Raw genomic sequence first — 24,537 nt, forward strand, 5'->3', positions numbered from 1 at the left:
TCTAGCTCATGTTCACTTAATTCGTACGCTTGTCTGGCTGTTTAATTGTCAAAGAGCTGCCGCTTGCGACAGCTTGTTTATAATACCACGCACGACAAGGCCTGTCAACTCTTTTTTGATACTTTTTTCGCAGTGGAGGTGGAAGGCCTCAAGAGACCGGTTTTGGCTGGCCGGCTTGGCTGATGGCAAGGCTCTTTTCAGGGCATAAAAAAACCTATCGCTTCGCGATAGGTGGAAAGGGTTATCTGGGTCGATTCATTTTCAGCTCTTCCAGGATGCCGTCGATGGTCTGCAGGTCTTCTGCGATGACTTCCAGCTCCCGTTCAAAAACATCGGCCACTTTGCCAAGGGTGACGTCAGACTTGTCCAAGGCGGCTTGCAGGGTCTTTTCTGCCCGGACCCAGTAGCCTTGGTAGTCGTCTTCGGCCTTATCCATATACCGGTTGATGATGTCGACCGCCTGCTGACGAGACTGGGTCAGGGCGGACCGGGCTTCGGTCAACCGTTTTTCTGAAAGGATTTGGGCGCCGTCAAGCTTATTTTTTATGTCGGTGTCCACTTCATCATAGCGGGCCTTGATCTGGTCTTCCGTGTCTTGCAAAAGCTGTTTGGACAAGACGCGGGCATCGTTGACGATGTTGTCCGCTTGTACGGTGGCGTTGGCAATGATGACTTGAGCGCGCGATTTGACTCGTTCCAAGGGCCTGTAGGCCGGGTCTTCATAATGGCCGTCAGCGGCCAGGGCGTCGATCAAGTTGTCCTCAGCGGGAAGGCCATCGCTTTCCGCATAGGCCAAGAGCTCCTCAACCAATTCCAGGGCCGGTTCACGGGGAATGATGACGCTGTCTTTACGCAAGAGGGGCGCCGGGTTGTCCATCAATTGATCGGCGAAAGCTTTTAATTTTTCGGTCAGCGGGCGATTGTTGTCTTCCGGCGCATCCCGGTCGATGTCTGCGGTGGCCTCATCGGAAGAGAGCTCGGTGCTTTCAGAGCCGGTCTCTCCTTCGTCTAAAAAGGCTTCATCTAAGGGCATGTCGTTTAAGTAGGCCTGGGTGACCGCTTCATCAGAGGGTTGCGTGGCTTCCGCTGCGGGATCGGTGTCGGCGAGGGGTTGCGGGGCTTGTTCCGATTGTGTCTTATCGTCTGACATCTCTTTCCTCCTCAAGATACGCTGGGCGGACAAGTACAAAAAAAGCCACCGACCGGTGGCACAGCAGGCGAATGTTACGCCATTTTGTTAAATGCTTTTGTGATTCTGGATTTTTTGTTGGCCACGTTGTTTTTGTGTAAAAGCCCTTTGGCGCCGGCTTGGTCGATCCGTTTGATCGCTACGGCCATGGCTTCCTTAGCGGCATTTTTATCTTCAGCCTGAACAGCGCTGTCGAATTTTTTAATCGCGGTACGCATAGCGGTAATTTGGCTCACGTTGCGCATACGACGCACTTCTGCGGTTTTGGCGCGTTTTTTAGCGGATTTAATATTTGCCATACAAAGCACCTCCCTTTGGATCAATTTTCCGGGCCGTTCGGAAACGGCTGGCGGATAGCGTATATTGTAACAATCCTCATTATATCATTTGACGTCTATACTGACAAGAAAAATTTTCAAGGAGCCGATACCTGCCCGCCGGTGAGGCAGGGCAGGCCTTGCAGTCTTTTTACTTGACCGGGGCGGTGGTCAAAGCAATCAGGGTTTCGCGGATGAGGGCGTCATCATTGATGCCGCTGACGGTTTTGGCGCGAATATCCTGCTCCAGCAGGTAGGTCAGACGGCGGACAAGAGCGGCAGTGGTGTAGGGCCGCGCCTGGCCCAGGGATTTCTTGATGACGTAGGGGTGCTTGCCGAGGCGTTTGGCCATATCGGCTTGGGTGCGACGCTCGCTTTGCATGCCCTGGACGGCGAGCAGGGTCCGGGTGCTGTCGATCAGGCGGGCAAGGACTTGGACGGCAGAGGTCATTTCTCCAGTGGCGGCAAGGTCCTCATAGGCGGTGAGGGCTTCGGCCGTTTTGCCGGTCATGGCGGCGTCCAGCAGGGTAAAGATGGTGCTGGGCACCGTGCGGGAGAGGACCCGGTTCAGGTCGGCGGCGGTCAGCTCCTCTTGGTCGGTGTAATAGAGGAAGACCTTGTCCAGTTCAGCCGCCAGGGTGGCGGTATTCCAATCGCGGGCGGCCTGGAAGAGAACGGCGTCGGCGTCATAGGTCAGCCGTTTGCCGGCGGTTTTAAGGCGGTCCCGGGCCTCCCGGTGGAGGGCATCCGGCTTGGGCTTGCGGCAGTCGTGCCAGTCGGCTTGCTCTGCGAGGGCTTTGAGAAAGGCGCCGCAGCTGGCCTCTGTTTCCAGGCGAAAGATGAGGCCGTGGGCAGGGTTGGGCTGGTCCAGGTAGGCCAGGAGGGCCTTTTGGGCGGCGCTCAAATGACCGCCGGGGCGCTTTTCCAAGGCGAAGGCAGGCTGCTTAACCAGGGTCAGGCGGCGCTCGGCAGCAAAAGGCAATGTAGCGGCGGCTAGGAGGACGGCGTCGACGTCAGCCTCCGGACCGAGGATGTCAAAATTATAGGGGCGCACCTCTGCAGGCAGCGCCCCGTCAATATATCGTTCAATTCCTGTGTCCAAGGCGTAAACGTCGTCACCGTAGAAAACGGCCAGGGCTGTCATCGGTCATCGCCCGGGTATTCTCGGTGAATGGTATAGGTGCGGCGGTTGCGTTCTTCCCGCACCCGATTTTCCAGGCTCCGGCGTCCGCTCTCCGACCCGCCGGACGGATTGGCCGGAAGGGGCCGGCGCGGCCCCGGTCCAGGTCTTCCGGCGGCGTGTTTCAAGGCGCGCGGCGGTTGGCGGCGGGCCTTGCCCGGCCGGCGCGGCGGCGTTTTACGGCGTTTACTCCGGTAATAAATCCGGGCGATGAAAAGGGCCAGGTATAGGAGTAACAATAAGATAGCGGCAGCCTTCCACCAATTGACCGGTTTTTTGACGTCATCCAGGGCAATCAGCGGAACGCTGGTCGCCTTTTGTCCGGTGCCGGCCTTGATTTGACCCACCACATCGCCTTTCTTGATGGGAAGGTCCAGGTCGTCGATCTCGGTCCGGACTTCCGGGCGAATGCTGTTGTCGTTAATGGTGGTAACGCTGTAATTTTTCTGGGCAGCCACCCGGAGGCGCTGGCCGCCGGCCAGGGTAAGGCTGGCCAGGGGGGTGTTTTTACTGATGAGTTTCATGCTCTTGGTGTGGTCCATGCCGTAATTCAGCAGGGTTTCGGCGTCCACGTAGACCCCGGCTTCACTGTCGGCATCGGCAATCACGGCGACGACGGTGCGGCCGCCCTTGGTGTAGCTGGCGGCAAGGTGGATTTTATCGGTCTTGGGCCCCTTCTGGTTGGACAGTTTCAGGCCGACGCCATCTTCCATGATTTGCTGAAAGCCGTTGGCGTTGGGGATGTTGTCATGGGCGAACATTTCGCCGTTCCAGTTCATGGTGGGCTTGAGGGTCAGGCTCACGTATTTTTCCAGGCTGGAGGCCTTAGCGGCCAAGAGCGCCATATCGTGGGCCGTGCTTTTTTGCCCCTTGGCACCGCCGTAGACGCTTTTAAACTCGGTGTTGGTCATGCCGAGATTTTTCGCTTCAGCGTTCATCATATCGATGAATTTTTCTTCCGACCCGCCGATGTGAACGGCCGCGGCGTAAGCGGCGTCATTGGCGTTGTAAGTTAAAATGGCTTCCAATAGACGCGACAGCTTGAATTCCTCGTTCTTACGCAGGAAAACCGTATTGCCCGAGTTGATGGCGGCAGGCATTTCCGGGGCGGTCACCGTGTCTTTCAAGTTGCCTTTTTCAATAATCAAAACGGCGGTCATCATTTGCACCAGGGTCTGGGGATCAAAGGTTTGATCGTATTTTTTGCCGAAGAGCACATCGCAGCTGTCGCCGTCGATGACAGCGTAGGAGGCGCCTGCCACTTCCGGCAGGCCTTCTTTTAAAACATCGGCATGGGCAGGTATCGGCAGGAAGGTCAGGCCGAAGGACATGACGAGCAGGATCGCCAAGAGCTTTTTCTTCATTGTATCACTCCTTGACACAGGGGTTATGGTTTTCATTATTATAGCGCGTTTTCTGTCAATTGACCATAGCGAAAGATGAATCGCCGGTTCAGGCGTAGGGCGTGGCCACTTCAAGGCCCTGGCCGGCGCGATAAATGAAGAGGCTGGCCCGGTCGGCGGTGACATAAAAGGGGATCTGCGCCCGGGCGTAGGCAGCCCGCACCTGGGGGTGGGGATGGCCGTAGCGGTTGTGGCGTCCGGCGCTGCAACAGGCAAGGGCCGCCGGATGACGCTGCAAATCTTTGGGGGCCAGGCTGTTGCGGCTGCCGTGGTGGGGGACCAGCAAGACGTCGGCCGGCGGGCGGTGCCAGGCGGTCATGGCCTCTGCCGGGCTATCGCCGGGCGCCGCCAGGGATGACCGGCCATCGGTCAGGTAGGCGGCCAGCTGGTTGGCGTTGGCTTCTTCGTCATCGCCTTCACTTAAAAGGCTCAATTTCAGGCTGACGTCGCCTATTTGAAGGGTCTTCCGGTCCGCTACCGCCAGCACTTGGGTGTCAAGAAGGCGGGGGGCCAGGGCTTGCAGGGCTTCATCTTTGGCCAAGGGGGCGCTGACCAGCAACCGGTCCACCCGGACGTCATCCAGCACGCGGGCCAAGCCATTCAGGTGGTCTTCATCGCCATGGCTGACCACCACCGCATCCAGGCGGTTGACGCCCAGGGCCCGCATGGCGGCGGCCGCGCCATCCGCAGACGGACCGGTGTCAAAGAGCAGGCGGACGCCTTCCGGGCTCTGCCAATAGGCGGCAGACCCCTGGCCGACATCTAAAACCAGGCAGCTGAGGTCCTCGTCCACCGGCGTGTATAAAAGGCCGATGACCCCGGCCGCCAGGGCCAAGGCCGCCAGTCGCTGGGGCAAACGGACCTGCTTGACCTGTTTCAGGGCAAAAACGCCGGCCCCCATGGCCCCGTAGGCCAGCAAGACCGCCCAAAAGGACGGCGCGCCGACATTGACATGATGGGCGGCGATGGCACCACCCGGCACCTGGACCAGCCAAATGATCAGGTGGGCCAGGGCGTCGGCCAGGAAAAACAGAAGCCCCGCCACCGGCGGCAGGACAAAGGAGGCCAAGAGGGCCGCTAAGACGAGCGGCACCAAGAGGCCCACCAGGGGCACCAGGACCAAGTTGGCGACCACCGACAGGGGCGTCCACAGGTTAAAATAATAGGCAATCAGGGGCGCACCGGCCATTTCCGCCGCCAAGGCCACGGCCAAGGGGTTGGCCAGGACCGGCGGCAGGGGGGCCAGCAGGCGCTGCAGCGGCGGCACAAGAAGAATCAGGCCGCCGGTGATGATAAATGATAGCTGGAAGCCGATCTGCCACAGGCAGTAGGGATCCATGATGACCAGGGCCGCCGCCGCATAGATGAGGATGCTCGGCGGGTCGGCATACCGGTGGCTCCCCAGGGCCAAAAGGGCAATGACCGCCATGACCACAGCCCGCACGGCCGATGGCGGCGCCCCCACCAGGAGGGCATAGCCCGTCAGAAGCGGCCCGGCAGCGATGAGCCTGGCCCCTAGCGACTGCACTTGAACCAGCCGCAAAAGGGCCATGATAAAGGCCAAAATCATCCCCACGTGCAGGCCGCTCACCGCAAAAATATGCACCATGCCCAGGAGTTGCCCCCGGCGGTAAAAATCCGGGTGGAGGCCGGCGGTTTCCCCAAGCAAGATGGCCCGGGTCAAGCTGGCGCTGTCCGGCGAAAGGTAGGCGGTCAACCGCTTTTGCAGGACCGTCGCCAGGTCTTGCAGCCGGTTGGGGACCGGCGGGCCGGCGGTCACTTTTTCCCTTGCCTGGGCCACGACAAAGACCCCCTGGCCGGTCAGCCACAAGGCTTCATTAAAACCGCCCGGCGCTCGTTGCTTTTCCGGCGTCCGCAAGTAGGCCTTCACCGCAATTTGCTGACCCCGCGCCAGCGGCCGGTCATCACCGTAACTGCGGCGCAAGGATACCCGGTAAGGCGCAGCAGCAGGGCGCCCCTTTTCCCGGTCCACCAGCAGTGTGGTCCGGTAGGGGCTGGTAGATAACACGGTGCCGCTGATGGAAACAGGACGGTCCGCATCCAGAGCAGCCGGCAGGGTCGACACCGTCCCGCTGCCCCAGCCGAGGCCACAGAGGCCTAGCGCCAGGGCCAGGACGCAGGCCAGTTTGCCCGGACGGCAAAAATAAGCCGCTGCCGGTAACAGGAGCAGCGGCCAATACACGCCGGCAAAGAGCAGCCGACCGAGGATAAAGGCCAGCGCCAACCAGGCGCCGTCACGCTTGAGATGCCACATAAGACCACCCCGTTTTAGGCCCTTTACAGTTGAATATCTGCCGCCAGCCGGTCATAGGTTTTTTCGCCGATGCCACTGACCTGCTTTAATTCTTCCACACTGCGAAAGCCATTGTGGGCTTCCCGATAGGCCACAATGGCCTGGGCCTTGGCCGGACCGATGCCGGAAAGCTTTTGCAGGTCTTCAAGGCTGGCCGTATTTAAACTGATCCGGCCACCGGCAGGGTCGGCGGCGGAAATGGTGCCGGGGGCGGTCGCCGGCGGCGCCGCTTCTCCCTGGCGGGGCACGACAATCTTAGTCCCATCGGTTAACCGCTGGGCCAGGTTCAGGGCCTCCGTATCCGCTTCCGGCAAGGCGCCCCCAGCCGCCGCAATGGCGTCGTTCACCCGCGCCCGGCCGGATAGGGTGTAGACACCCGGATGCGCCACGGCGCCACTGACATGGACCACCACTTCCTGCGGCTCCGAACTTTCCAGCGACCCGCCATCATCAGAGGTATCAATTAACTTGGCGTTTTCCGCAGATACCGGCATGCGCGCCGGGTTGGCCCCGCCCATATCCGGCAGCCGGTGGCTCTGCCAAAAGCAGCCGCCAAGAAGCAGGACGGCGCAAGCGGCCGCCAGCCACCGCCGCCAGCCGCCGTGGTTGTCCAGCCATTCCAATAAGCCCTTCATCTAGACCGCCTCCTTACCTATTCAGCCGCAGAAAACTGCACAATCCGCCACTCCCCGGCAAACAACTGGTAGCGAATCGACACCCGGCGCAGCTCACTGTGATCGTCTTCATCGGTTGCTTCCACACAAAGAATCCCTTCTGCCAAACCGGTATCCTGCGACAAAAGAGCATTGCGCAAGTGGCCTTCAACATGCCGGTTGGTAGATAGATCACTGGTCACATCTGCATTGGCTGTAATGCCCTGGGCGGCTTCTTCTGTAATGGCCATCCGTTGCAACTCAGCCAGGGCCGACTTATCGCCCAAGAGGCTGTTGCCGAAAGCGCGCACCGTATTGCTGACCGCCTCTTCCAAACCCAAGGGCGCCGAGAGCCAGCGGCTTTGCCAGCTCCGCTCGGCGGTAATTTCGGCCTGTGTAAGATCAATGGATTCCGCTGCCGGGCCGGCACAAACGGCACTTTTCCCGGTGGCCCTCACCAAGATGGCCGCGCCGGATAAGGGCAGGCGCTTGATTTCATTCCCCTCCGGGCTCAAAATATGTAAAAGATAGGCCGGCCTACCGGGCCCGGCATTTTGCTGGAATCCGTTGTCGCCGATCCAATAAATGCCCCCCTTGGCAAAAAAGCCGCTTTGGTAGACATACTGGTCGGTGATTCTAATGGTTTTTTCCGGCGCATTGAAATCCGGCACCAGGGTTAAGCCGAAACGTTGGTCACCCAAGAGCAAAACGCCGGTCTTATAAGCATCGGCATAACTGCCCCGGGCCAGGACACGGGCCACTTCACGCCGGGTATCGGCGATGACCGTCCACAGGCCCTTGGCATCGCCCTCTTCGTCCTGCCGCCACTGGTTGGCGTAAAAATATTGTTTGCTCAGGGGCGCCGTATCGTAAAACCGCTCCTGCATTTCATAAAGGGGCACACTGCGGCCGGTATCCGGGTAGTAACCGAAATCCGCCTGGCCCAAGGGGCAAAGGTAGAGTTTGCGGGATTCTGTCGGCGAAATGAACATATCCACCAACCGCGATTGGGCGTTGACCGCCACCGGCCCCTCTACCGCCTGGCGGCGCAAGTCACCAATGTAGAGCTGGCCGTCCGCCAGCCAGTAAAGCCGGTCTGCAGGGGCATCCAGGCGGACCCGTTCAGGGGCGGGCACATTGGCTACCAGCACACTCCGGGCTCCGGTTTTCAGGTCTTCCGCAAAAACCGTTCCCCAGGCGCAGGGCGGCGCCAAAATGCTGATCTTCTCCCAGCCGAAGGGAGCGCTATCCGGGCGAAAGATCCACATCAGACCGGCCTTGCGGTCGATGTACAAGGGGCTCTCACCGGCCCCCGGGTTGATGTTTTTCAGGGCATCGGCGCGAAAGGGCCGGGGACCGTCAGCAGTGATGACGTTGACCAGCTCTTCCTTGTTGGCCCGGTCACGGTTGACCATGTAGACGGTATCGTCACGATAGAGGCTATTTTGACATGCGGTGGTCAGCAAAAGCAGGAGCACCAGACCGACCGCTCCGAGTTTTTTCATAGAGAACCTCCCGAACGGGTATCTATAGGGTAAAGAAAGATGGGGCTTGAGTTTATAAATGGGTGAGCATAGGTCCATCCACAGGGGAGACGCCTGCTGCGGTGACCGAGGCACCGGCCGTCAGCGCCAGCCTGCAGCTACCTATAAGCAGCCCTGCGGTCCCCACCGCTTGTAGATTTGCCAGGCACTGGTTATAATAAGGGTTACTTGACCCTGGCCGGCGGATGGTTTGTATGCAAACATTTCTTGGTCCGGCGGGGACCGCAGGGCTGGCCTCTTATCGGCAAAGCTACCCTAAGTATACCGATTGCAGGAGTTGCCGTCCAGTAGGATCGCAAAGAAAGGAGCGCGGGCATGGCTTTATACGCACACTTATTTCATTCGGCTATTCCCGGCCAACGGGATGAGCTCTTCTACCTACAGCACAACCGCGCGGATTTTGAGTCCATCTGGGACTTTCCCGGCAACCGCCGGCATATTTTAAGCGCCTGGCGCGGCCATTACGAGGTCATCGAGCTGCCGGTGGAAAATGATTTAATCGACGTCATCATCTACCACCGGGCAGAGGCCCCTGCCCGGCCGGCTTACAACGCCCATATGAACGGCCCCTCCGTCTGGGAACTCGTGCCCCAGTACGAAAAGGCCGACGACTTACCGGCCCCCCATATGCACACCATGGTCATGGGCGTCTTCAGCCCCCAGGTGCAAAACGTCCTACCCATCGATGTCCCCACCCGGCACGTGCTGACGCCTGACCAGCAAGTCGAACCCTTCTCCGCCCAGATCTGCCTGCTGGCCTCATCCCTGGAGCTGTTCGCCACAGAAGCCGAATACCTGACCGCCCTGGCCCGTTCCGAATCCCTGCCGGTGATTCCCGGCCTCATTATTGCGCCCACCTTCGCCTTAAACCGGAGCCAGAACAACCGCGGTGACTACCTTATTGACCACGACGGTGAATGGGACCCGACCGATGTCGGTCGCCGGGAAAATTTTGTCATGGGCTGCGGCCAGGTGCGCTATGCAGAAACCCTGCACATTGACGGGAAGCCCTTCGCCTGCGCCATCCAGCTGGATACGCTCTTTGGCGGCCTCACCCTGTGGGCGGCGCCTGAAGCCTTGACCCGACGCCCGGCCAACCCCGGAGACCTTTGCTATTTCACCGGCAATTTATCAGCCGACTGCGCCATCTATCAAAAAGCCGGCGGCTTTGGCCATTGACCGGATAAAAAAAAGACGCTTAATGCGAAAATCCCGCACTAAGCGTCTTTTTTTATTCCCTTAATCCACTCTTCCCCGTTAATCCATTTCCTGCAGAAAGATTTCCCCTTGAGAAAAGAGCACCGCCCGTCCGCCCAAGGCTATGTAGTTCCAGGCATTAAAATTTTAGTGGTAAAAATGTGGTGACCAGAACAGAAGTGACCACAGGGGGCTGATCCACAGACTATCTCTCAGGCCATAGCCATCGGCGAATACTCGACGCACTTGATTTGGTAACAGAGTTTTTCTTGATCAGAGAGCCACACAAGAAAAGCCCCCAGTAAGTGGGAGCTTTCATATTTTTAGTTTACCGACGGGTTCTCTCAGTATTCTTCACGTGGACGGGCAACCATTGTCCATGGCGGGCCATGACATTTTCCAAAGTAACCAGTAGAGAACCAAGTGCGACCACGATAATCCCAACAATGGCCAGGGTGGTCTGGACCTCGCTCAAGGTCAGGTAGCAGAGGACCGGAGACAAGACCGGCTTAATCAGAAAGGCCAGCGAAGCCACCGTCACCGACCCGTGTTCAATGGCCAGGCCGTAGGCCGCAAATCCTAACCCCGTTACAAAAACAGCGATATAGAGCAAGAGGGGCAAGCCTTCCAAGCTAATACCGGCAAAGAAGGGGACATTGATAAAACTTTCCAAGCCAACCGCCTTGAGAAGGGAGGCCATGGGGGCCGTGTGGGTCAGGGCCATAAGGACAAAGAGCTCCAACGTCCCGAAGATAAAGGTGTAGGCCGTCGGAAGCAGGCCATGATACCGGCTTTTCCCCTGCCCGTATTTGACCATCACCGCATAAGCGGCAAAGAGGACTGCTGAGGCCACAGCCAAAATAATGCCGGCAGCGTCTCCGCCCATGTGCAAGGGGTCCATTAACAGGGCCAGACCGCTAAAGGCCACGAACAAGCCACAAGCGGTCATCTTGCTTACCGGCTGACGCAAAAAAATTGCCGAAAAAATAACCGCAAAAAAAGCGTTGCAACTAAAGATTACCGCCACCGTCGATGCTTCCGTATACCGGATGGATAACAAATAGATGGTCATCGACACCACCACGCAGACCAGGCCGGTCATAGCATAAAAGCCGTATTCCCAAGCCGGCAGCCGCAGAGGCAAATTACGATTTTGCCGATGAGCCAGAGGCAATAAAATAAGCCCGCCAATGAAAAAGCGCAGGGCATTCAACTGCAAGGGGTGGTAGGTGCTGCCCGTTAATTTTAAGGCAATTTCCATAGAGCTGAACAAGAGAGCCGCAAGTAACATATAAAAAATACCTTTTTTCATTCGCTTCATCTCCCATGATGATTGATCACCATCGTTATAACGCCATCGCCACCCCTTGTCAAGCGATCCACCCTCATTTCATCAAAAAAGTGACCCGCCGCCCGGAGCTGACCGGCTGGTCACAGCCCCTCAATCAGAAAACATCTGGAAAAGAGCACAAAGGCACCGATACCGATGCCCAACAGCGCCCAGCCCGTGCCACGCAAACCACGCGCCTGCACTTCCACCAAGCCGATACCGCCCAGTAAAATCGCCAGAATCGCCATCGGCCAGACAGCCAGGGCAATGGCCCCGGCCACACAGGCCGCCACCGCTGAAAAACTTAACGCCGGAACATCTTTTAACATAAGCCCTCCTACATTAATGGTCCAAAAATGCGCATAATACGACCGGTGGCCCGCTGGTACCAGGGCGTAATTTCATAATCGTGAATGGTCATTTCATGGCCCTTGGCCACCGAGGCCTGAAAGTCCGCTTCCACCTGGGCCGCAAAATCATCGTTGTAGACCAAAACACCATTCTCAAAATGCAAGTACAGCGACCGATAATCCAGGTTCACGGTCCCGACCACCGACACACAGTCATCGGACACAAAGCTTTTGGCGTGTACAAACCCCGGTTCATATTCAATAATGCGCACCCCGTTCTTAATCAGCTCCGGGTAAAAGCTGCGCGCAATGTAAAAAGGAATTTTTTTATCCGGAATATGGGGCATTAAAATCGCCACGTCAATCCCGCGCCGCGCCGCAAAAATAAGCGCCTGTACCATTTCATAATCTAGGATCAAGTAGGGCGTCATAATGTGCACATACCGGGTGGCCATATTCAAAATATGCATATAGACCTGCTGGGCTAAGGTCGCACCGTCTTCCGGCGCATCTGCATAAGGAACCACCCAGTTGGCCACCTCAAGGTGTCGAACCGCCGGTTCCCGGTCGAGCCAGCGTTGATAATCGGCCTTGTCCTCTTCTTCCACATGCCACAATTGCAAAAAAGTGGCCAGCATGGACATCACCGCATCCCCTTCCAGGCGGATAACGGTATCTTTCCAATGACCGAAGCGGTCTTCTTCATTAATATACTCATCGGCCAGGTTGATGCCGCCGGTGTAACCCACAGCCCCATCGATCACCATAATTTTACGGTGGTCCCGGTTGTTTTGATAGGTGGAAAAGATTGGCCGGAGCGGTGAAAAAATGCGGCAGTTGATGCCGGCATCAATGCAGCGGCGCTGAAAATCTTTCGGCAGAGAGAACATATTGGTGCCGTCATACATAAACCGGACGGTTACCCCTTGGGCCACTTTTCGTTTGAGCACGTCAAAAACAGCGTCCCAGAACTTTCCCTCGGAAACAATGAAGTACTCCATAAAAATGTATTCCTGGGCCTTTTCCATGTCTTCCAGCATGACCGGCAGGGCGTCATCACCTAGCGGAAAATAACGCGTTTCCGTATGGGAGTAGGTGGGGTGAACCCCCACACGATAAAGGTAGTCCGCCAGACTGGCAAACCGGGCGCTATGGGCCCGGAGGCTGTCAACCGGTTCTTTATTCTGAGGCAGGTACTTGGCCGTTGCCCTTACCCGCCAGGAGACCCGTTCCGCCAACCGGCGCGTTCCCGGGATAAGCTGGATGGTTAAAAAAAACAGCCCGCCAAAAATCGGCATGAGGCACATGATGATAATCCAGGCGATTTGATAGGAGGGGTTCTGATGCTTGTTCAGCAAATAAATCACCAGTGAAATGGCCAAAGCATACCAAAAGACCGTAGCAATCTGTAAATAGTTGCGCAACAATAAATAGCCTGCAATAATGAGCACAACCTGGAGCACCAATACAATCAGCATAATGCCGACCGGATGCATGATGACCTCTTTCGGTTTATCCGTATTGATCTTAGACATCAGACTCCCCCTTTCGGAGCATTCCTCGATTGAATATCTTAATACCTGACATGGTTTCATTATAGAGAATAAAGCCCTCCAGGGCAAGACTTGTAGACGCCACTCGGCCAGTGATTTTCCCTATACATTTGATGACTCAAAACAGGAGCCAAGCAGGTCAGCAAAAGGGACCACCGCATCATTGATGACATCCCTTGATGAAGAAAAATCGCTCAATACCGCCTTGTCCTTATTCTTTATTCAATGATTATTAAGCAGTTAAAAGGGGATTTATATCGTTTTATAAAATTTCCTTATACCGATTTTTGTTTTTCATTTGTGCATAAATTTTATTTCCCCGGCCAGGTCAAATACTCCTTATGTGGGTAATTATTTTCTTTCTTTGCAAGGTGTACTATAATACGAATTTTCCATAAATAACAGATAAAATTTACAATTCATCGCCTTAAATAATAACTCATGGCGCCGTTTTTTCATCTATCTGTATATTATTGCCTATCAAAATAAATCTTTCACATTCTGTTTAAGGCGCCTTTCAAAACTGTTTCACATTATCTATTCGTTGCATATTATATATGTGAATGGATAGTTATATGTGAGTTGTTTTACGTATTCTCTGTTTTTTATCTTCCTCAAGTGTTGATTTCATGCTTTTTTTGGAGTACTATAAATATGCAAGTAATCGAAATTATCGAATTATTTAGGCCTTTGAAAGGGGGCTCGCCGTGGACAAAAAACAAGGCGAAGCGCGGATTCATTTAATCAGCGGCCATTACGGCAGCGGCAAAACTGAGTTTGCCCTCAATTATGCTCTGTACTTGCGCCGCCGTCACCCGAAAGTTGCCATCGTTGACCTGGACATCGTTAACCTTTATTTTCGCAGTCGTGAATATGAAGATATGCTGAATGAGCACGATATTCAATTATACGGTAGTTCGATTAAGGGCACGCAGGTAGACATTCCCGCATTGGCGGCCAATATTCAGACACCCTTGCAAGATCCGGCCTGCCAGGTCATCGTCGACTTGGGCGGTAACCCGGTTGGGGCTCGTGTATTGGGCTACTACCGCGATGTATTGGAAGGGCGCAATGCTGAACTGCTCTTCATTGTCAACCGCCATCGCCCGGAAACCGAAAGCCTGGAGCTTACCGAAGTTTTCATGCAGGATATTGCACGTCTGGCCAGAATGCCGGTCAGCGCCCTGGTCAATACAACCCATCTATTAAAGGAAACATCCGTTGAAGATGTGTTGTACGGACAAGAATTGTGCGAGGCCATCCGCGATAAATACGGCATTCCCATTCGCTACATTGCTTGTCGCTCTGAGATTTGCGATAAATTGCCTAAAGATTTAGACGGAGAAATCTTCCCCTTACAAATCTTTATGCGCGCAGACTGGATGCTATAAATATGCCAAGAGGCAATTGGAGGTAATCAAATGGCAAAACCAAAAGGAAAGGTCACATTCAACTCAAACCTGTGTAAAGGTTGCAGCGTGTGCGTTGCGTCTTGCCCAATGGGCATCTTAGCCCTGGACACGAGCATCATCAACGACAAAGGGTACAGCCCGGCTGTTTGTGTTGAGCCGGACAAATGTATCGCTTGCGGCAGCTGCGCAATTATGTGCCCCGACTCAATCATCACTGTTGAAAGAGTTCAGTAGGAGGTAAATTATGGCAAAAACACTAATGAAAGGGAATGAAGCTTTAGCAGCCTCTGCAATCGCCGCCGGCTGCAAATACTTCTTCGGTTATCCGATTACCCCGCAGAGTGAAGTGCCCGAGTATTTTTCCCGGGAATTACCCAAAGTTGGCGGGATTTATTTGCAAGCTGAATCTGAAGTAGCGTCCATCAATATGGTTTACGGCGCTGCAGGTGCAGGTGCACGTGTAATGACCTCTTCTTCCAGCCCCGGTATGGCTCTGATGCAGGAAGGGATCTCCTATATCGCCGGTGCCGAACTGCCCTGCCTGATCATCAACATGATGCGTGGCGGCCCTGGGCTCGGCGGCATCCAACCTTCCCAGACCGACTACTACATCGCAACCCGTGGCGGCGGTAATGGGGACTATCGGTTAATCGCTTTTGCTCCGGCTAACTTGCAGGAAATGTGCGATTTAATCATGGAAAGTTTCGACATTGCCGACAGATACCGCAACCCGGTTATGATCATCGGTGACGGGATGCTCGGGCAAATGATGGAACCGGTCGATATCCAACCGAGAGACCAAAAGGCCATTGATAAACCTTGGGCAACCACCGGTACTGAAGAAAAACGCGAACCGAATATCATCAACTCCCTGTATTTGGACGTTGAAGGGCTTGAAGAGCACAACAAACATCTGCAAGCCAAATATGAAGAAGTTAAGAAAAATGAAACGCGCTATGAAACCCAAGACCTGGAAGGCGCTGACATCGTTCTTTGCGCATATGGTACGGTTAGCCGTATTTGTAAATCCGCTATGCAGGAACTGGCTGAAGAAGGCATTAAAGTCGGCTTAATTCGTCCGATTTCCATCTGGCCGTATCCGTTCAAAGCTTTTGATGAAATTGACGATACCACCAAGGATCTTCTCGTTGTTGAAATGAACACCGGGCAAATGCTTGATGACGTTAAAATCGCTTCCAACGGCAGATGGCCGGTTCACTTCTACGGCCGTCAGGGCGGCGCTATTCCGTCCATCGCTGAAATTGTCGACGAGGTCAAGAAAATTGTGGGAGGGAAGGCATAATGTCAACGACGACGCAAGACAACATTGTCTATACGAAAAGTAAGGGTCTGACTGACGCGGTCCTCCACTACTGCCCGGGCTGCACCCATGGTGTGGTACACAAACTGGTTGCAGAATGCTTAGTGGAACTCGGCGTTTTAGGAAAAGCCGTCGGCGTCGCACCGGTTGGTTGCGCCGTTCTGGCTTATAAATACTTCAATTGCGATATGCACGAAGCAGCTCACGGCCGTGCACCGGCTGTGGCTACCGGTATCAAACGGACGCGCCCGGATAACTTCGTTTTCACCTACCAGGGTGACGGGGACCTGGCCTCCATCGGTACCGCTGAAATCGTTCAAGCGGCTCACCGCGGTGAACACTTCAGCACCATCTTTATCAACAACGGGATTTACGGGATGACCGGTGGCCAGATGGCACCGACCACCTTGGTTGGTCAAGTGACCACCACCAGCCCCTTGGGCCGTGATGCATCCCATTGCGGGAAACCGATCCGCATTGCAGAAATGCTGGCCACAATTGACGGCGCACGTTTCGTTGAACGGGTAGCGGTCAACAATCCGGCCAACGTTCGCAAAGCAAAACGCGCCATTATGAACTGCTTCAAGAACCAGCTGGAAGGTAACGGCTTCGGGATTGTTGAAGTCCTGTCTACCTGCCCGACCAACTGGGGCTTAACCCCTGTTGACGCGCTTAAACGGGTAGAAGAAGAAATGATGCCTTACTATCCGCTGGGCAACCTGAGAAACGGGGAGGGCTTATAATATGGAAGAACGCATCTTATGTGCCGGATTCGGCGGCCAGGGCGTTATGGCCATCGGCCAAATGCTCACCTACGGTGGCATGGTAGACAATTATGAATGCTCCTACCTGCCGTCCTATGGCCCGGAAATGCGTGGCGGCGCCGCCAACTGCTCGGTTATCTTATCCGATAAACCGGTTGGCTCTCCGAACGTCACCGCTCCGAAAACCTTAATCGCTATGAACAAACCGTCTCTTGAAAAATTTGCAAAAACCGTTGTTCCCGGCGGCGTTATCTTCGTCAACTCCTCTTTGATTGATACCAAGGTGGACCGTGACGATGTTAAAGTCTTTTACGTCCCGGTAACGGATATTGCCCGCAACGACGTCGGTAATGCCAAGGCCTCCAACATGGTTATGTTCGGCGCTTACCTGGGCTACAGCAAACTTTTAAGCGATGAAGCTGTAAAAGATGCTTACATGCACGTCTTTGGCGAACGCAAGGCAAAATTCTTCGATATGAACCGTAAGGCTATGGATGCGGGCATGAAATTGGTCGAAGAACAACATGCAGAAATGGAGGGTGCTCAATGAAAGATATTGAAAACATTATCAATCAAGCCATCCTGAATGAAGTCGAAGGCGCTCAATTTTATCGCATGGCAGCTAGCCAAAATGCCAACCCGGAAGCCATTGAAGCCTTAAACAAGCTGGCTGAAGAAGAAGTCGCCCATATTGAATACCTGAGACAATTCAGCAAGGAAGTTGCCGGCGGTAAAATCACCGTTGACGGCGCCTTGAGTGCCAATGTCCCCTCGCCTGAAATTTACAGCTGGGGCAAAATGGACAAGCAAAACCTAAACCTGGCGCTTTCCGTTTTCAGCGTTGGCATGCAAATGGAACGCGACTCCATCGCTTTCTATGAAGACGCTAAAAAACAGGTGGATGATCCACAGGCGAAAAAAGTCTTTGACGAATTGATCAAGTGGGAAAAAGTTCATCTGGACCAATTTGCCGCCCAGTATGAAATCTACAAGCAGGAATGGTGGGCCGATCAAGGCTTCTCTCCCTGCTGATCAGAGACCTCTATGGCCGGCAGACAAAAGCCTGTCACCACTAGGCTGCCCAGGCTTTTGTGCCTAAAGATGAAGTCACTGTAAACTAATATATAACTGGATAAATAAATCGCGCCGTCGGGACTTTGACAATTGTTAACATTTTTTAAAAAAAGGCTCGACAGGCGCGTTTTATTTTGCTATTATATAACACATCTTGATAACAACACTTCTCCCAGTGTTTGTTATAAATTATTTTCTTGGATCGATATGCCGGCAACTTGCGATCCAATACCCACATCCTTGAAAAGAGGGGAAATTATGAACAACAAGACAAAAGACGTTATCATTGTAGGTTTTGCATTATTCGCCATGTTCTTGGGCGCCGGGAACTTGATTTTCCCGCCCTACCTCGGCTTTAACTCCGGTACCGCTTGGCCGGTCAACTTGCTCGGTTTTGTCTTAACCGGCGTGGGCCTTCCGTTCTTGGGGATTTATTCCACCATTAAATCCGGCGGTAACGTTATGACCCTTGGTCGTTACGTTGGTAGAGGCTTTTCCATCTTTTTCGGCGTTGCCATTATTTTGGCCATCGGCCCCTGCTTTGCTATTCCGCGTACCGCCGCTACGACCCATGAAGTCGGCGTTATGCAATTTGCACCTGACCTGCCGCCCATCGTCACCAGTATCGTATTCTTTGCACTCGTGCTCTTTTTCTGCTTCAACAGTGCAAAAGTTGTCGACTACATTGGTAAAATTTTAACGCCTTTCTTAATGATCACACTTTTCACAATTGTCGTTCTGGCCGTTATTAAGCCGATTGGCAGCCCGGTTGAACTCACCGGCGACAACGTCTATAATTTTGCCGGCAGCTTCACTGAAGGCTACCAAACCCTTGACGCCTTGGCCGCTACCATGTTCTGCGGTACCGCCTTGGCCTCCATTGTCAGCCGTGGTTACAACACCTTAAAAGATCAGCTGAACTTAACCATTTACTGCGGTATCATCGCTGCCGGTCTTTTGGCTTTCGTTTACGGCGGTCTCCTCTATGCCGGTGCTTCTGCCTCCGGTACCATGACCTTCCCGGAAGACGTCACCCGTCCGCAAATGCTGATCCAAATCGTTCATCAGATTTTTGCCGGCGTTGCCACCAGCTGGGGCCCGATTGGCGCCGGAATGTTGGCAATAGCCGTTTCCTTGGCTTGCTTGACCACCGCTGTAGGGCTGGTGACCACTTGCGCCCAATATTTCAACCAATTGTCCAATGGTAAACTCGGCTATCGCCTAGTGGTTATCGTCACCGTTGCCTTCTCATTCTTCGTTTCGATCATGGGCGTTACCTGGATCATCAACGCCGCTGTTCCGGTCCTCTTCCTGATGTACCCGGTTCTGATCGTTCTCTTGATCTTCACCTTATTTGATAAATTCATCCCCAACAAAAACGCTTACACCGGCGGGATCATCGGCGCCTTCTTGATTTCTATCATTGATGCACTGAACACCCTTAAGGGCGGTTTCGGATTTGACGCTCCTTGGATTGACAGCCTGGTGGCCTTCAAGAGCCATATTCCCTTTGACAGCCTGGGCCTGGCTTGGATCATTCCGGTTGCCGTATTGGCCATCATCGCCAGCTTCTTGCCGCGTAAACGCGTTGACGAAGAAATGACCCAATTGGTTTATTTCGAAGAAGGGACCAAATAAGTTTTTGATTGAAAGAGGCAAGCGATTGCCTCTTTTTACACAACTTGCTAGCATTCTCAACGATTGAAAGGAGTCTTATCGTTATGGCACTGAAATTTGCAAAACGCATGGACAACATGAAGGCATCTGAAATCCGCGAACTTTTGGCCTTGACCGCAAAACCGGACATCATCTCCTTTGCCGGCGGTTTACCGGCACCGGAACTCTTCCCGGTTGACCAATGGAAGGCAGCTGTTAACAAGGTATTAGACGAAAAAGGCCGTCAAGCTTTGCAATACGGCCCGACGGAAGGTTACCTGCCCTTGCGTGAACAGATTGTTCACCGCATGAACAAGGTTGGCGTTAAAGACGCTAAACCGGACGATTTTCTGATTTTATCCGGTTCTCAACAGGGGCTGGACTTTATGGCCAAGGCCTTTATTGACCCGGGCGACCAAATCATCGTCGAAAGCCCGACTTACCTCGGCGCTTTAAACGCCTTTAAGGCTTATGAACCCTCCTTCTTAGACGTTGAATTAGACGCTGACGGCATGAGAATGGACATCCTGGAAGAGCGCCTGAAAAACAATGACCGGGTGAAATTCATCTACGTCATTTCCGACTTCCAGAACCCGTCCGGTAAAACCTGGACCATGGAACGCCGTAAAAAACTCATCGAATTGGCCAATAAATACGACGTGGCCATCTTAGAAGACAACCCCTACGGCGAATTGCGCTTTGAAGGCGAAATTCAGCCCTCTCTGAAATCTTTGGATACGGAAGGCCGGGTCGTCTTCATGGGGACCTTCTCCAAGGTCTTCTCCCCCGGCGTTCGCCTCGGCTGGTTCTGCGCTGCACCGGATATCCTGGATAAGTTCAACAAGATCAAACAAGGGGCAGACTTGCAGTCCTCTACCATTTCTCAAATGGAATTGGCCCAATACCTGGAAGACAACGACTTGGAAGCACACATTGCTGAAATCATTAAGGTTTACGGCAAACGTAAAAACGTCATGGTCGACGCCATGGCCAAGTACTTCCCTGAAGGCGTGACCTTCACCAATCCTGAAGGCGGCCTCTTCCTCTGGGTTGAATTGCCGGAATACATGAATGCTCGCGACCTGGCCGTCAAAGCCATTGAACAAAAAGTGGCTTACGTTCCGGGCGGTGCCTTCTTCGGCAGCAATGTCCGTGAAAACTGCTTCCGCTGCAACTATTCCTGCATGAGCGAAGAAAAAATTGAAGAAGGCGTTAAGCGCTTAGCTGACGTCATCAAGGCTGAAATGAAATAAACCTGGCTATCAAAGAAGCGGACCGCTTAATTAAGCGGTCCGCTTCTTTTTGTCTCTTGATTGGTAATCCTATTCCTGTAAGCAGGCTTATCGACAGGCCTGCAGGGTGGCCTCGTCCGGCCCGGCTTAAAGCCCCACGCGCCGGCGGACGGTCTTGGCAATCCCATAGGCCAGCACAAGGCTAACCAGGTCCTTAATAATAAAAGGCGCGACACAAAGCATCAGGGCTTCTTTAAAGCCGGTCCCGGTCAAGACCATAAATTGTGCCAAGCCAACAGCATACATCAATATCATACCGATCAGTCCGCTGGCGATGGCCGGTCCAGGGCCGGCGTCCCGCTTTAAGCCGCAAAATAAGGCGGTGACCCAAAAGGTCCATAAAAAACCGCCGGTGACGCCGAAAAATACCGCTGCGCCGCCATGGAAGTTGGCAAACACCGGCACGCCGACAGCCCCTAAGAGCAAGTACACCAGCACCGCCATGGCGCCACGCTTGGCACCCAGGCTGTAACCGATTAGGGCCAGGGCAAAGGTTTGTAGGGTAATGGGGACACCTGACGGCATGGGGATGGAGATTTGCGACATCACCGCTAAAGCGGCGGCAAATACAGCCATAACCGTCATATCACGGACATTCAATCGTTCTGCAGACATGGTCATTCCTCCTTTTGGTGTCCCTAGTATAAGGCGGTCGCCCTCCATTGTCAACCCGTTTTTCAAAACTAGTCGACAATGGAGGGCGACCGCTTTATTTGGCCAAAAGAAAGACGGTTGCCATGATGCAAGTAAAGCCGACCAGGTCCATGCCGGTGAAGACGGTGCCCAGAAATACCGCTGAGCAAATCGCTGCCGACAGGGGCTCCGTCGATGCCAGCATAGAGGCCCGGACTGAGCCGATCATGGCAAAGCCCTGCATAAAAATAATAAAGGCCCCGATGGTGCCCACCAGAACCAGGACCAGACAGCCCAGCGCGATGCCCGCGTCCCAGTGAACCTGCTCCTGCCAAGGGCTTTTTAGGCAGGAGAGCAAAAGGCCCGCCAGGACCAGGGCCGTCCCCGTGGCAGTGGCATTCCCCCAGCGGTGAATCAGCGGCTCCGAGGCGATAAAGTTAACAATTAGGCCGGCCGCCGCCAAAAGGCCCCAAAAAAGTGCCGCCGGCGACAGAGACAAGCTGCTGAAAGACCCGTGGGTGGCAATCAGGAAGGTCCCTGTGACCGCCAGCAGGATGGCCATGCTTTCCCGTCCGGACGGCAACCGCCGGGCGAGGGTACAATTAACAAGTAAGACCCCTATGGGCCCGGTGTACTGGAGCATGGTCGCCGTACCGGCATTGGAGGCGCCAATGGCCAGGACATAGGCGTACTGGGCCAAATTCATGCCCAGAAAGCCAAAGGCCGCCACCCGGACCACGCTCACCGGATCCCGCCATAGGGCAAAGATCCCCCATCCCTGCCGGCTGAAGGCGTACAAAAGAATGGCCCCGCCACCGACCAGCATCCGCAAAACGGAGATCCAATCGGCAGACAGGCCCTTGTGCGCCATCAAATACTCCGCCGTCGTGCCTGAAATGCCCCAGCAAATCCCGCCGATGACACAATATAAAGTGCCCATGACCAGGTCCCGGGCCGTCTTGTCCGTCATAAGATCCCCTCCTTAAAAATATTTTAGTCTGTTTACCGAAGGCCCGTCAAGCCTCTATCCCAAGGGAAAAAGCGCCCTTAAAGGGCCACCTTACCGGGGCCCCCGCCCCTTAATCCTTTATCGCCAGCAGGCCCCTCCCTGGCCGGCGATTTTTTTGTCCCTTTTTCATTAATTTTCCCATAAATCAAAAAAATAGTGGGCATATCACCCATTTGGGTGTTGTCAACTTCTTTCTTAGGACTTATAATCTAAATAAGTATAGGTATTGGCAAGAAGCCTGACCGCTTCCAAAATGACCTGGGTTGAGGAGGAAACCTTATGAAAAAGAGAATAGGAACCGGCATCACCCTATTCGTGGCCCTGATCTTTGTCTTGATCAACCTGCCCGCAAGTCCTGCGTGGGCAGAGCCGGGAGATGTTGCCATTAATGCAACCAACTTCCCGGATGCGACTTTTAGGGATTATGTTAGTACAAAATTTGACAAGGATAATAACGGTAAATTAAGTGATACGGAAATAGCACACATAACATCGATAAGCGTTACAAGTGAAAACATTGCAGATTTAAAAGGAATCGAATATTTTACAGCACTTCAAACACTTAATTGTGCTTATAACCAACTAAGAAGTTTGGATATAAGTAAAAACACGGCACTTAAAGTTCTTAATTGTCATGATAACAAACTGACAAACCTGGACTTAAGTAAAAACACGGCACTGGAAACACTTAAATGTTCTGTTAACCAACTAACAAACCTGGACGTAAGTAAGAACCCGGCACTTATATCTCTTACATGTTTTAGTAGCCAACTAACAAACCTGGACGTAAGTAAAAACACGGCACTTAAAGAACTTTTGTGTGATGGAAATCAACTGAGAAAACTGGACGTAAGTAAAAACACGGCACTTCAAAGACTTGAGTGTTGGGAAAACCAATTAACAAGTCTGGATGTAAGTAAAAACACGGCACTTAAAAAACTTTGGTGTAAAAGTAATCAACTGACAAAACTGGACGTAAGTAAAAACACGAAACTTCAAGGACTTAATTGTAATAGTAATCAATTAACAAGTCTGGATGTAAGTAAAAACAGGGAACTTGTGCACCTTAATTGTATGGAAAATCAATTAACAAGTTTGGACCTGTCACATAATATCGCGGGTTCTAGATTAAAATGTAATGCCCAAAAGTATGATGTCGAAATAAGAACAACTGATATGAAAATACCTTATGCAGATTTTCCGGGCACATTTGACATCACGAAAGCAGGATATATAGTAGGAGCTGATTCTAATTTTAAAGTTGACCTCACAAAACCAAGTACAGTGACATATAATTACTATACGGGATCTGACACAATTTTGGGATCTTACCCAACAATGTATAATATAACTTTAAATATTACCTACTATGTATATATAGTGAGATTTGATACAAATGGCGGAACTGAGGTAAGTGTACAAATAATAAAACAAGGCGATCATGTAACGATACCAACAGCCCCGACAAAAGATGGGTTCACATTCGCGGGTTGGTATAAAGACGCAGGGCTGACAACACCATTTGACGTTGAAACAGAAACAATAAATGCAGACATAACACTATATGCAAAATGGACACCAACAACACCGACAAACTACACAGTAACATTTAATACAAACGGCGGAAGTGCGATAAATCCACAAACAATAACAGCAGGCGGACTTGTAACGAAACCGGCAGCACCGACAAAAGACGGTTACACATTTGCGGGTTGGTATAAAGACGCAGAGTTTACAAAAGCATTCGACTTTGCAAATGAAACAATAAATGCAGACACAACAATATATGCAAAATGGACTCAAAACGCAGTAACACCAACACCAGAACAATTTACAATAACCTTCGACAAAAACGGTGGTACCGGCATCATGGCAGATGTTACTGTCAATAAAGGCGAGACCTATACGCTACCAGACTGCAAGTTTGCCGCCCCTGAGGGCAAAACATTTAAAGCCTGGGAAGTCGACGGTACTGAAAAGGCCGTGGGCGACAGCATCAAGGTGAATGCCAACACGACGGTAAAGGCCCTTTGGAAAGAGGCCGGCCAGCCAAGTAAACCGCATGGGGGTGGGGTGTCCAGCTCAACCGGTACAGTCACTGAGCCAAAAGAGCCGCAGAAGCCCGATGAAGAAAAACCGGCAATTGACGGCTCCTCTGCCGCCTATTTAGCCGGCTATCCTGACGGCAGCATTAGACCTGATGGCGTCATCACCAGGGCGGAAAGTGCCAAAATCATCGCCCTCTTAAAAGAAATGGATGTTTCCAACACCGAAAAACCGGCCTTTGGCGACGTGGCCTCCGGTTGGTACAATCCTTATATTAACGCAGTGGTTCGGGCGGGATTA

The 24,537-nt window shown here is 53.2% G+C and carries 22 protein-coding genes; 10 read left to right on the forward strand and 12 right to left on the reverse strand.

Annotation, left to right across the window (positions count from 1 at the left end):
• Positions 1-241: 241 nt before the first annotated feature.
• From BLQ16_RS08740 to BLQ16_RS08770, 7 genes are all read right to left on the reverse strand, one after another.
• Positions 242-1,150 (reverse strand): hypothetical protein, encoded by a 909-nt coding sequence (locus BLQ16_RS08740; protein ID WP_091792350.1) that lies wholly within the window; start codon positions 1,148-1,150, stop codon positions 242-244.
• 74 nt (positions 1,151-1,224) lie between these two features.
• A complete protein-coding gene (gene rpsT, locus BLQ16_RS08745; RefSeq protein ID WP_091792351.1) occupies positions 1,225-1,488 on the reverse strand; it encodes a 30S ribosomal protein S20 in 264 nt (87 codons plus the stop codon).
• A gap of 169 nt (positions 1,489-1,657) precedes the next feature.
• A complete protein-coding gene (holA, locus tag BLQ16_RS08750; protein WP_091792352.1) occupies positions 1,658-2,650 on the reverse strand; it encodes a DNA polymerase III subunit delta in 993 nt (330 codons plus the stop codon).
• Positions 2,647-4,050, reverse strand: coding sequence for a D-alanyl-D-alanine carboxypeptidase family protein (locus tag BLQ16_RS08755; protein ID WP_159428064.1), 1,404 nt, complete (start codon positions 4,048-4,050; stop codon positions 2,647-2,649). Before BLQ16_RS08755 ends, holA begins: the two co-directional genes overlap by 4 nt.
• Positions 4,051-4,138: 88 nt before the next feature.
• On the reverse strand, positions 4,139-6,364 hold the full coding sequence (locus tag BLQ16_RS08760) for a DNA internalization-related competence protein ComEC/Rec2 (RefSeq protein ID WP_091792354.1): 2,226 nt from the start codon (positions 6,362-6,364) through the stop codon (positions 4,139-4,141).
• 23 nt (positions 6,365-6,387) lie between these two features.
• Complete coding sequence (locus BLQ16_RS08765) at positions 6,388-7,038, reverse strand: helix-hairpin-helix domain-containing protein (protein WP_091792355.1); 651 nt, start codon at positions 7,036-7,038, stop codon at positions 6,388-6,390.
• A 17-nt stretch (positions 7,039-7,055) separates the two neighbouring features.
• Positions 7,056-8,561, reverse strand: coding sequence for a hypothetical protein (locus BLQ16_RS08770; RefSeq protein ID WP_091792356.1), 1,506 nt, complete (start codon positions 8,559-8,561; stop codon positions 7,056-7,058).
• A 354-nt stretch (positions 8,562-8,915) separates the two neighbouring features.
• Between BLQ16_RS08770 and BLQ16_RS08775 the strand changes: the two genes are divergently transcribed.
• The gene (locus BLQ16_RS08775; protein WP_091792357.1) at positions 8,916-9,779 is read left to right on the forward strand and encodes a hypothetical protein; all 864 of its coding nucleotides are present in this window, start codon (positions 8,916-8,918) and stop codon (positions 9,777-9,779) included.
• Between the two features lie 346 nt (positions 9,780-10,125).
• Here BLQ16_RS08775 and BLQ16_RS08780 read toward each other — a convergent pair whose 3' ends face one another.
• The 3 genes from BLQ16_RS08780 to cls form a co-directional block, all read right to left on the reverse strand.
• Positions 10,126-11,109, reverse strand: coding sequence for a DMT family transporter (locus tag BLQ16_RS08780; protein WP_159428065.1), 984 nt, complete (start codon positions 11,107-11,109; stop codon positions 10,126-10,128).
• 119 nt (positions 11,110-11,228) lie between these two features.
• Positions 11,229-11,456 (reverse strand): hypothetical protein, encoded by a 228-nt coding sequence (locus tag BLQ16_RS08785; protein WP_091792359.1) that lies wholly within the window; start codon positions 11,454-11,456, stop codon positions 11,229-11,231.
• Between the two features lie 8 nt (positions 11,457-11,464).
• The gene (gene cls, locus BLQ16_RS08790) at positions 11,465-13,012 is read right to left on the reverse strand and encodes a cardiolipin synthase (protein WP_159428066.1); all 1,548 of its coding nucleotides are present in this window, start codon (positions 13,010-13,012) and stop codon (positions 11,465-11,467) included.
• 725 nt (positions 13,013-13,737) lie between these two features.
• Here cls and BLQ16_RS08795 point away from each other — a divergent pair.
• The 8 genes from BLQ16_RS08795 to BLQ16_RS08830 all read left to right on the forward strand — a co-directional run bounded on the left by BLQ16_RS08795 (position 13,738) and on the right by BLQ16_RS08830 (position 20,510).
• On the forward strand, positions 13,738-14,421 hold the full coding sequence (locus tag BLQ16_RS08795) for a nucleotide-binding protein (protein ID WP_091792361.1): 684 nt from the start codon (positions 13,738-13,740) through the stop codon (positions 14,419-14,421).
• 30 nt (positions 14,422-14,451) lie between these two features.
• Positions 14,452-14,676, forward strand: coding sequence for a 4Fe-4S dicluster domain-containing protein (locus tag BLQ16_RS08800; protein WP_091792362.1), 225 nt, complete (start codon positions 14,452-14,454; stop codon positions 14,674-14,676).
• A 10-nt stretch (positions 14,677-14,686) separates the two neighbouring features.
• A complete protein-coding gene (locus BLQ16_RS08805; protein WP_091792363.1) occupies positions 14,687-15,745 on the forward strand; it encodes a 3-methyl-2-oxobutanoate dehydrogenase subunit VorB in 1,059 nt (352 codons plus the stop codon).
• Positions 15,745-16,506, forward strand: a complete 762-nt coding sequence (locus BLQ16_RS08810) for a thiamine pyrophosphate-dependent enzyme (RefSeq protein ID WP_091792364.1) — start codon at positions 15,745-15,747, stop codon at positions 16,504-16,506. Before BLQ16_RS08805 ends, BLQ16_RS08810 begins: the two co-directional genes overlap by 1 nt.
• A gap of 1 nt (position 16,507) precedes the next feature.
• Entirely contained in the window at positions 16,508-17,077 is a 570-nt protein-coding gene (locus BLQ16_RS08815) for a 2-oxoacid:acceptor oxidoreductase family protein (RefSeq protein WP_091792365.1), read from the forward strand.
• A complete protein-coding gene (locus BLQ16_RS08820; RefSeq protein WP_091792366.1) occupies positions 17,074-17,559 on the forward strand; it encodes a ferritin family protein in 486 nt (161 codons plus the stop codon). Before BLQ16_RS08815 ends, BLQ16_RS08820 begins: the two co-directional genes overlap by 4 nt.
• 300 nt (positions 17,560-17,859) lie before the next feature.
• Positions 17,860-19,239, forward strand: a complete 1,380-nt coding sequence (brnQ, locus tag BLQ16_RS08825) for a branched-chain amino acid transport system II carrier protein (RefSeq protein WP_159428067.1) — start codon at positions 17,860-17,862, stop codon at positions 19,237-19,239.
• Positions 19,240-19,322: 83 nt separating this feature from the next.
• Entirely contained in the window at positions 19,323-20,510 is a 1,188-nt protein-coding gene (locus BLQ16_RS08830) for an aminotransferase-like domain-containing protein (RefSeq protein WP_091792368.1), read from the forward strand.
• Between the two features lie 126 nt (positions 20,511-20,636).
• Here the strand turns inward: BLQ16_RS08830 and BLQ16_RS08835 are convergent, their stop codons facing one another.
• A complete protein-coding gene (locus tag BLQ16_RS08835) occupies positions 20,637-21,164 on the reverse strand; it encodes a biotin transporter BioY (RefSeq protein WP_159428068.1) in 528 nt (175 codons plus the stop codon).
• A gap of 94 nt (positions 21,165-21,258) precedes the next feature.
• Positions 21,259-22,152 (reverse strand): DMT family transporter, encoded by an 894-nt coding sequence (locus BLQ16_RS08840; protein WP_091792370.1) that lies wholly within the window; start codon positions 22,150-22,152, stop codon positions 21,259-21,261.
• Between the two features lie 318 nt (positions 22,153-22,470).
• Between BLQ16_RS08840 and BLQ16_RS08845 the strand changes: the two genes are divergently transcribed.
• Positions 22,471-24,537, forward strand: a 2,067-nt coding sequence (locus tag BLQ16_RS08845) for an InlB B-repeat-containing protein (protein WP_200781911.1), incomplete at its 3' end; no start/stop codon positions are given.

The organism is Peptococcus niger, assembly GCF_900101835.1.
In the GTDB taxonomy this organism is placed as follows: Bacteria; Bacillota; Peptococcia; order Peptococcales; family Peptococcaceae; genus Peptococcus; species Peptococcus niger.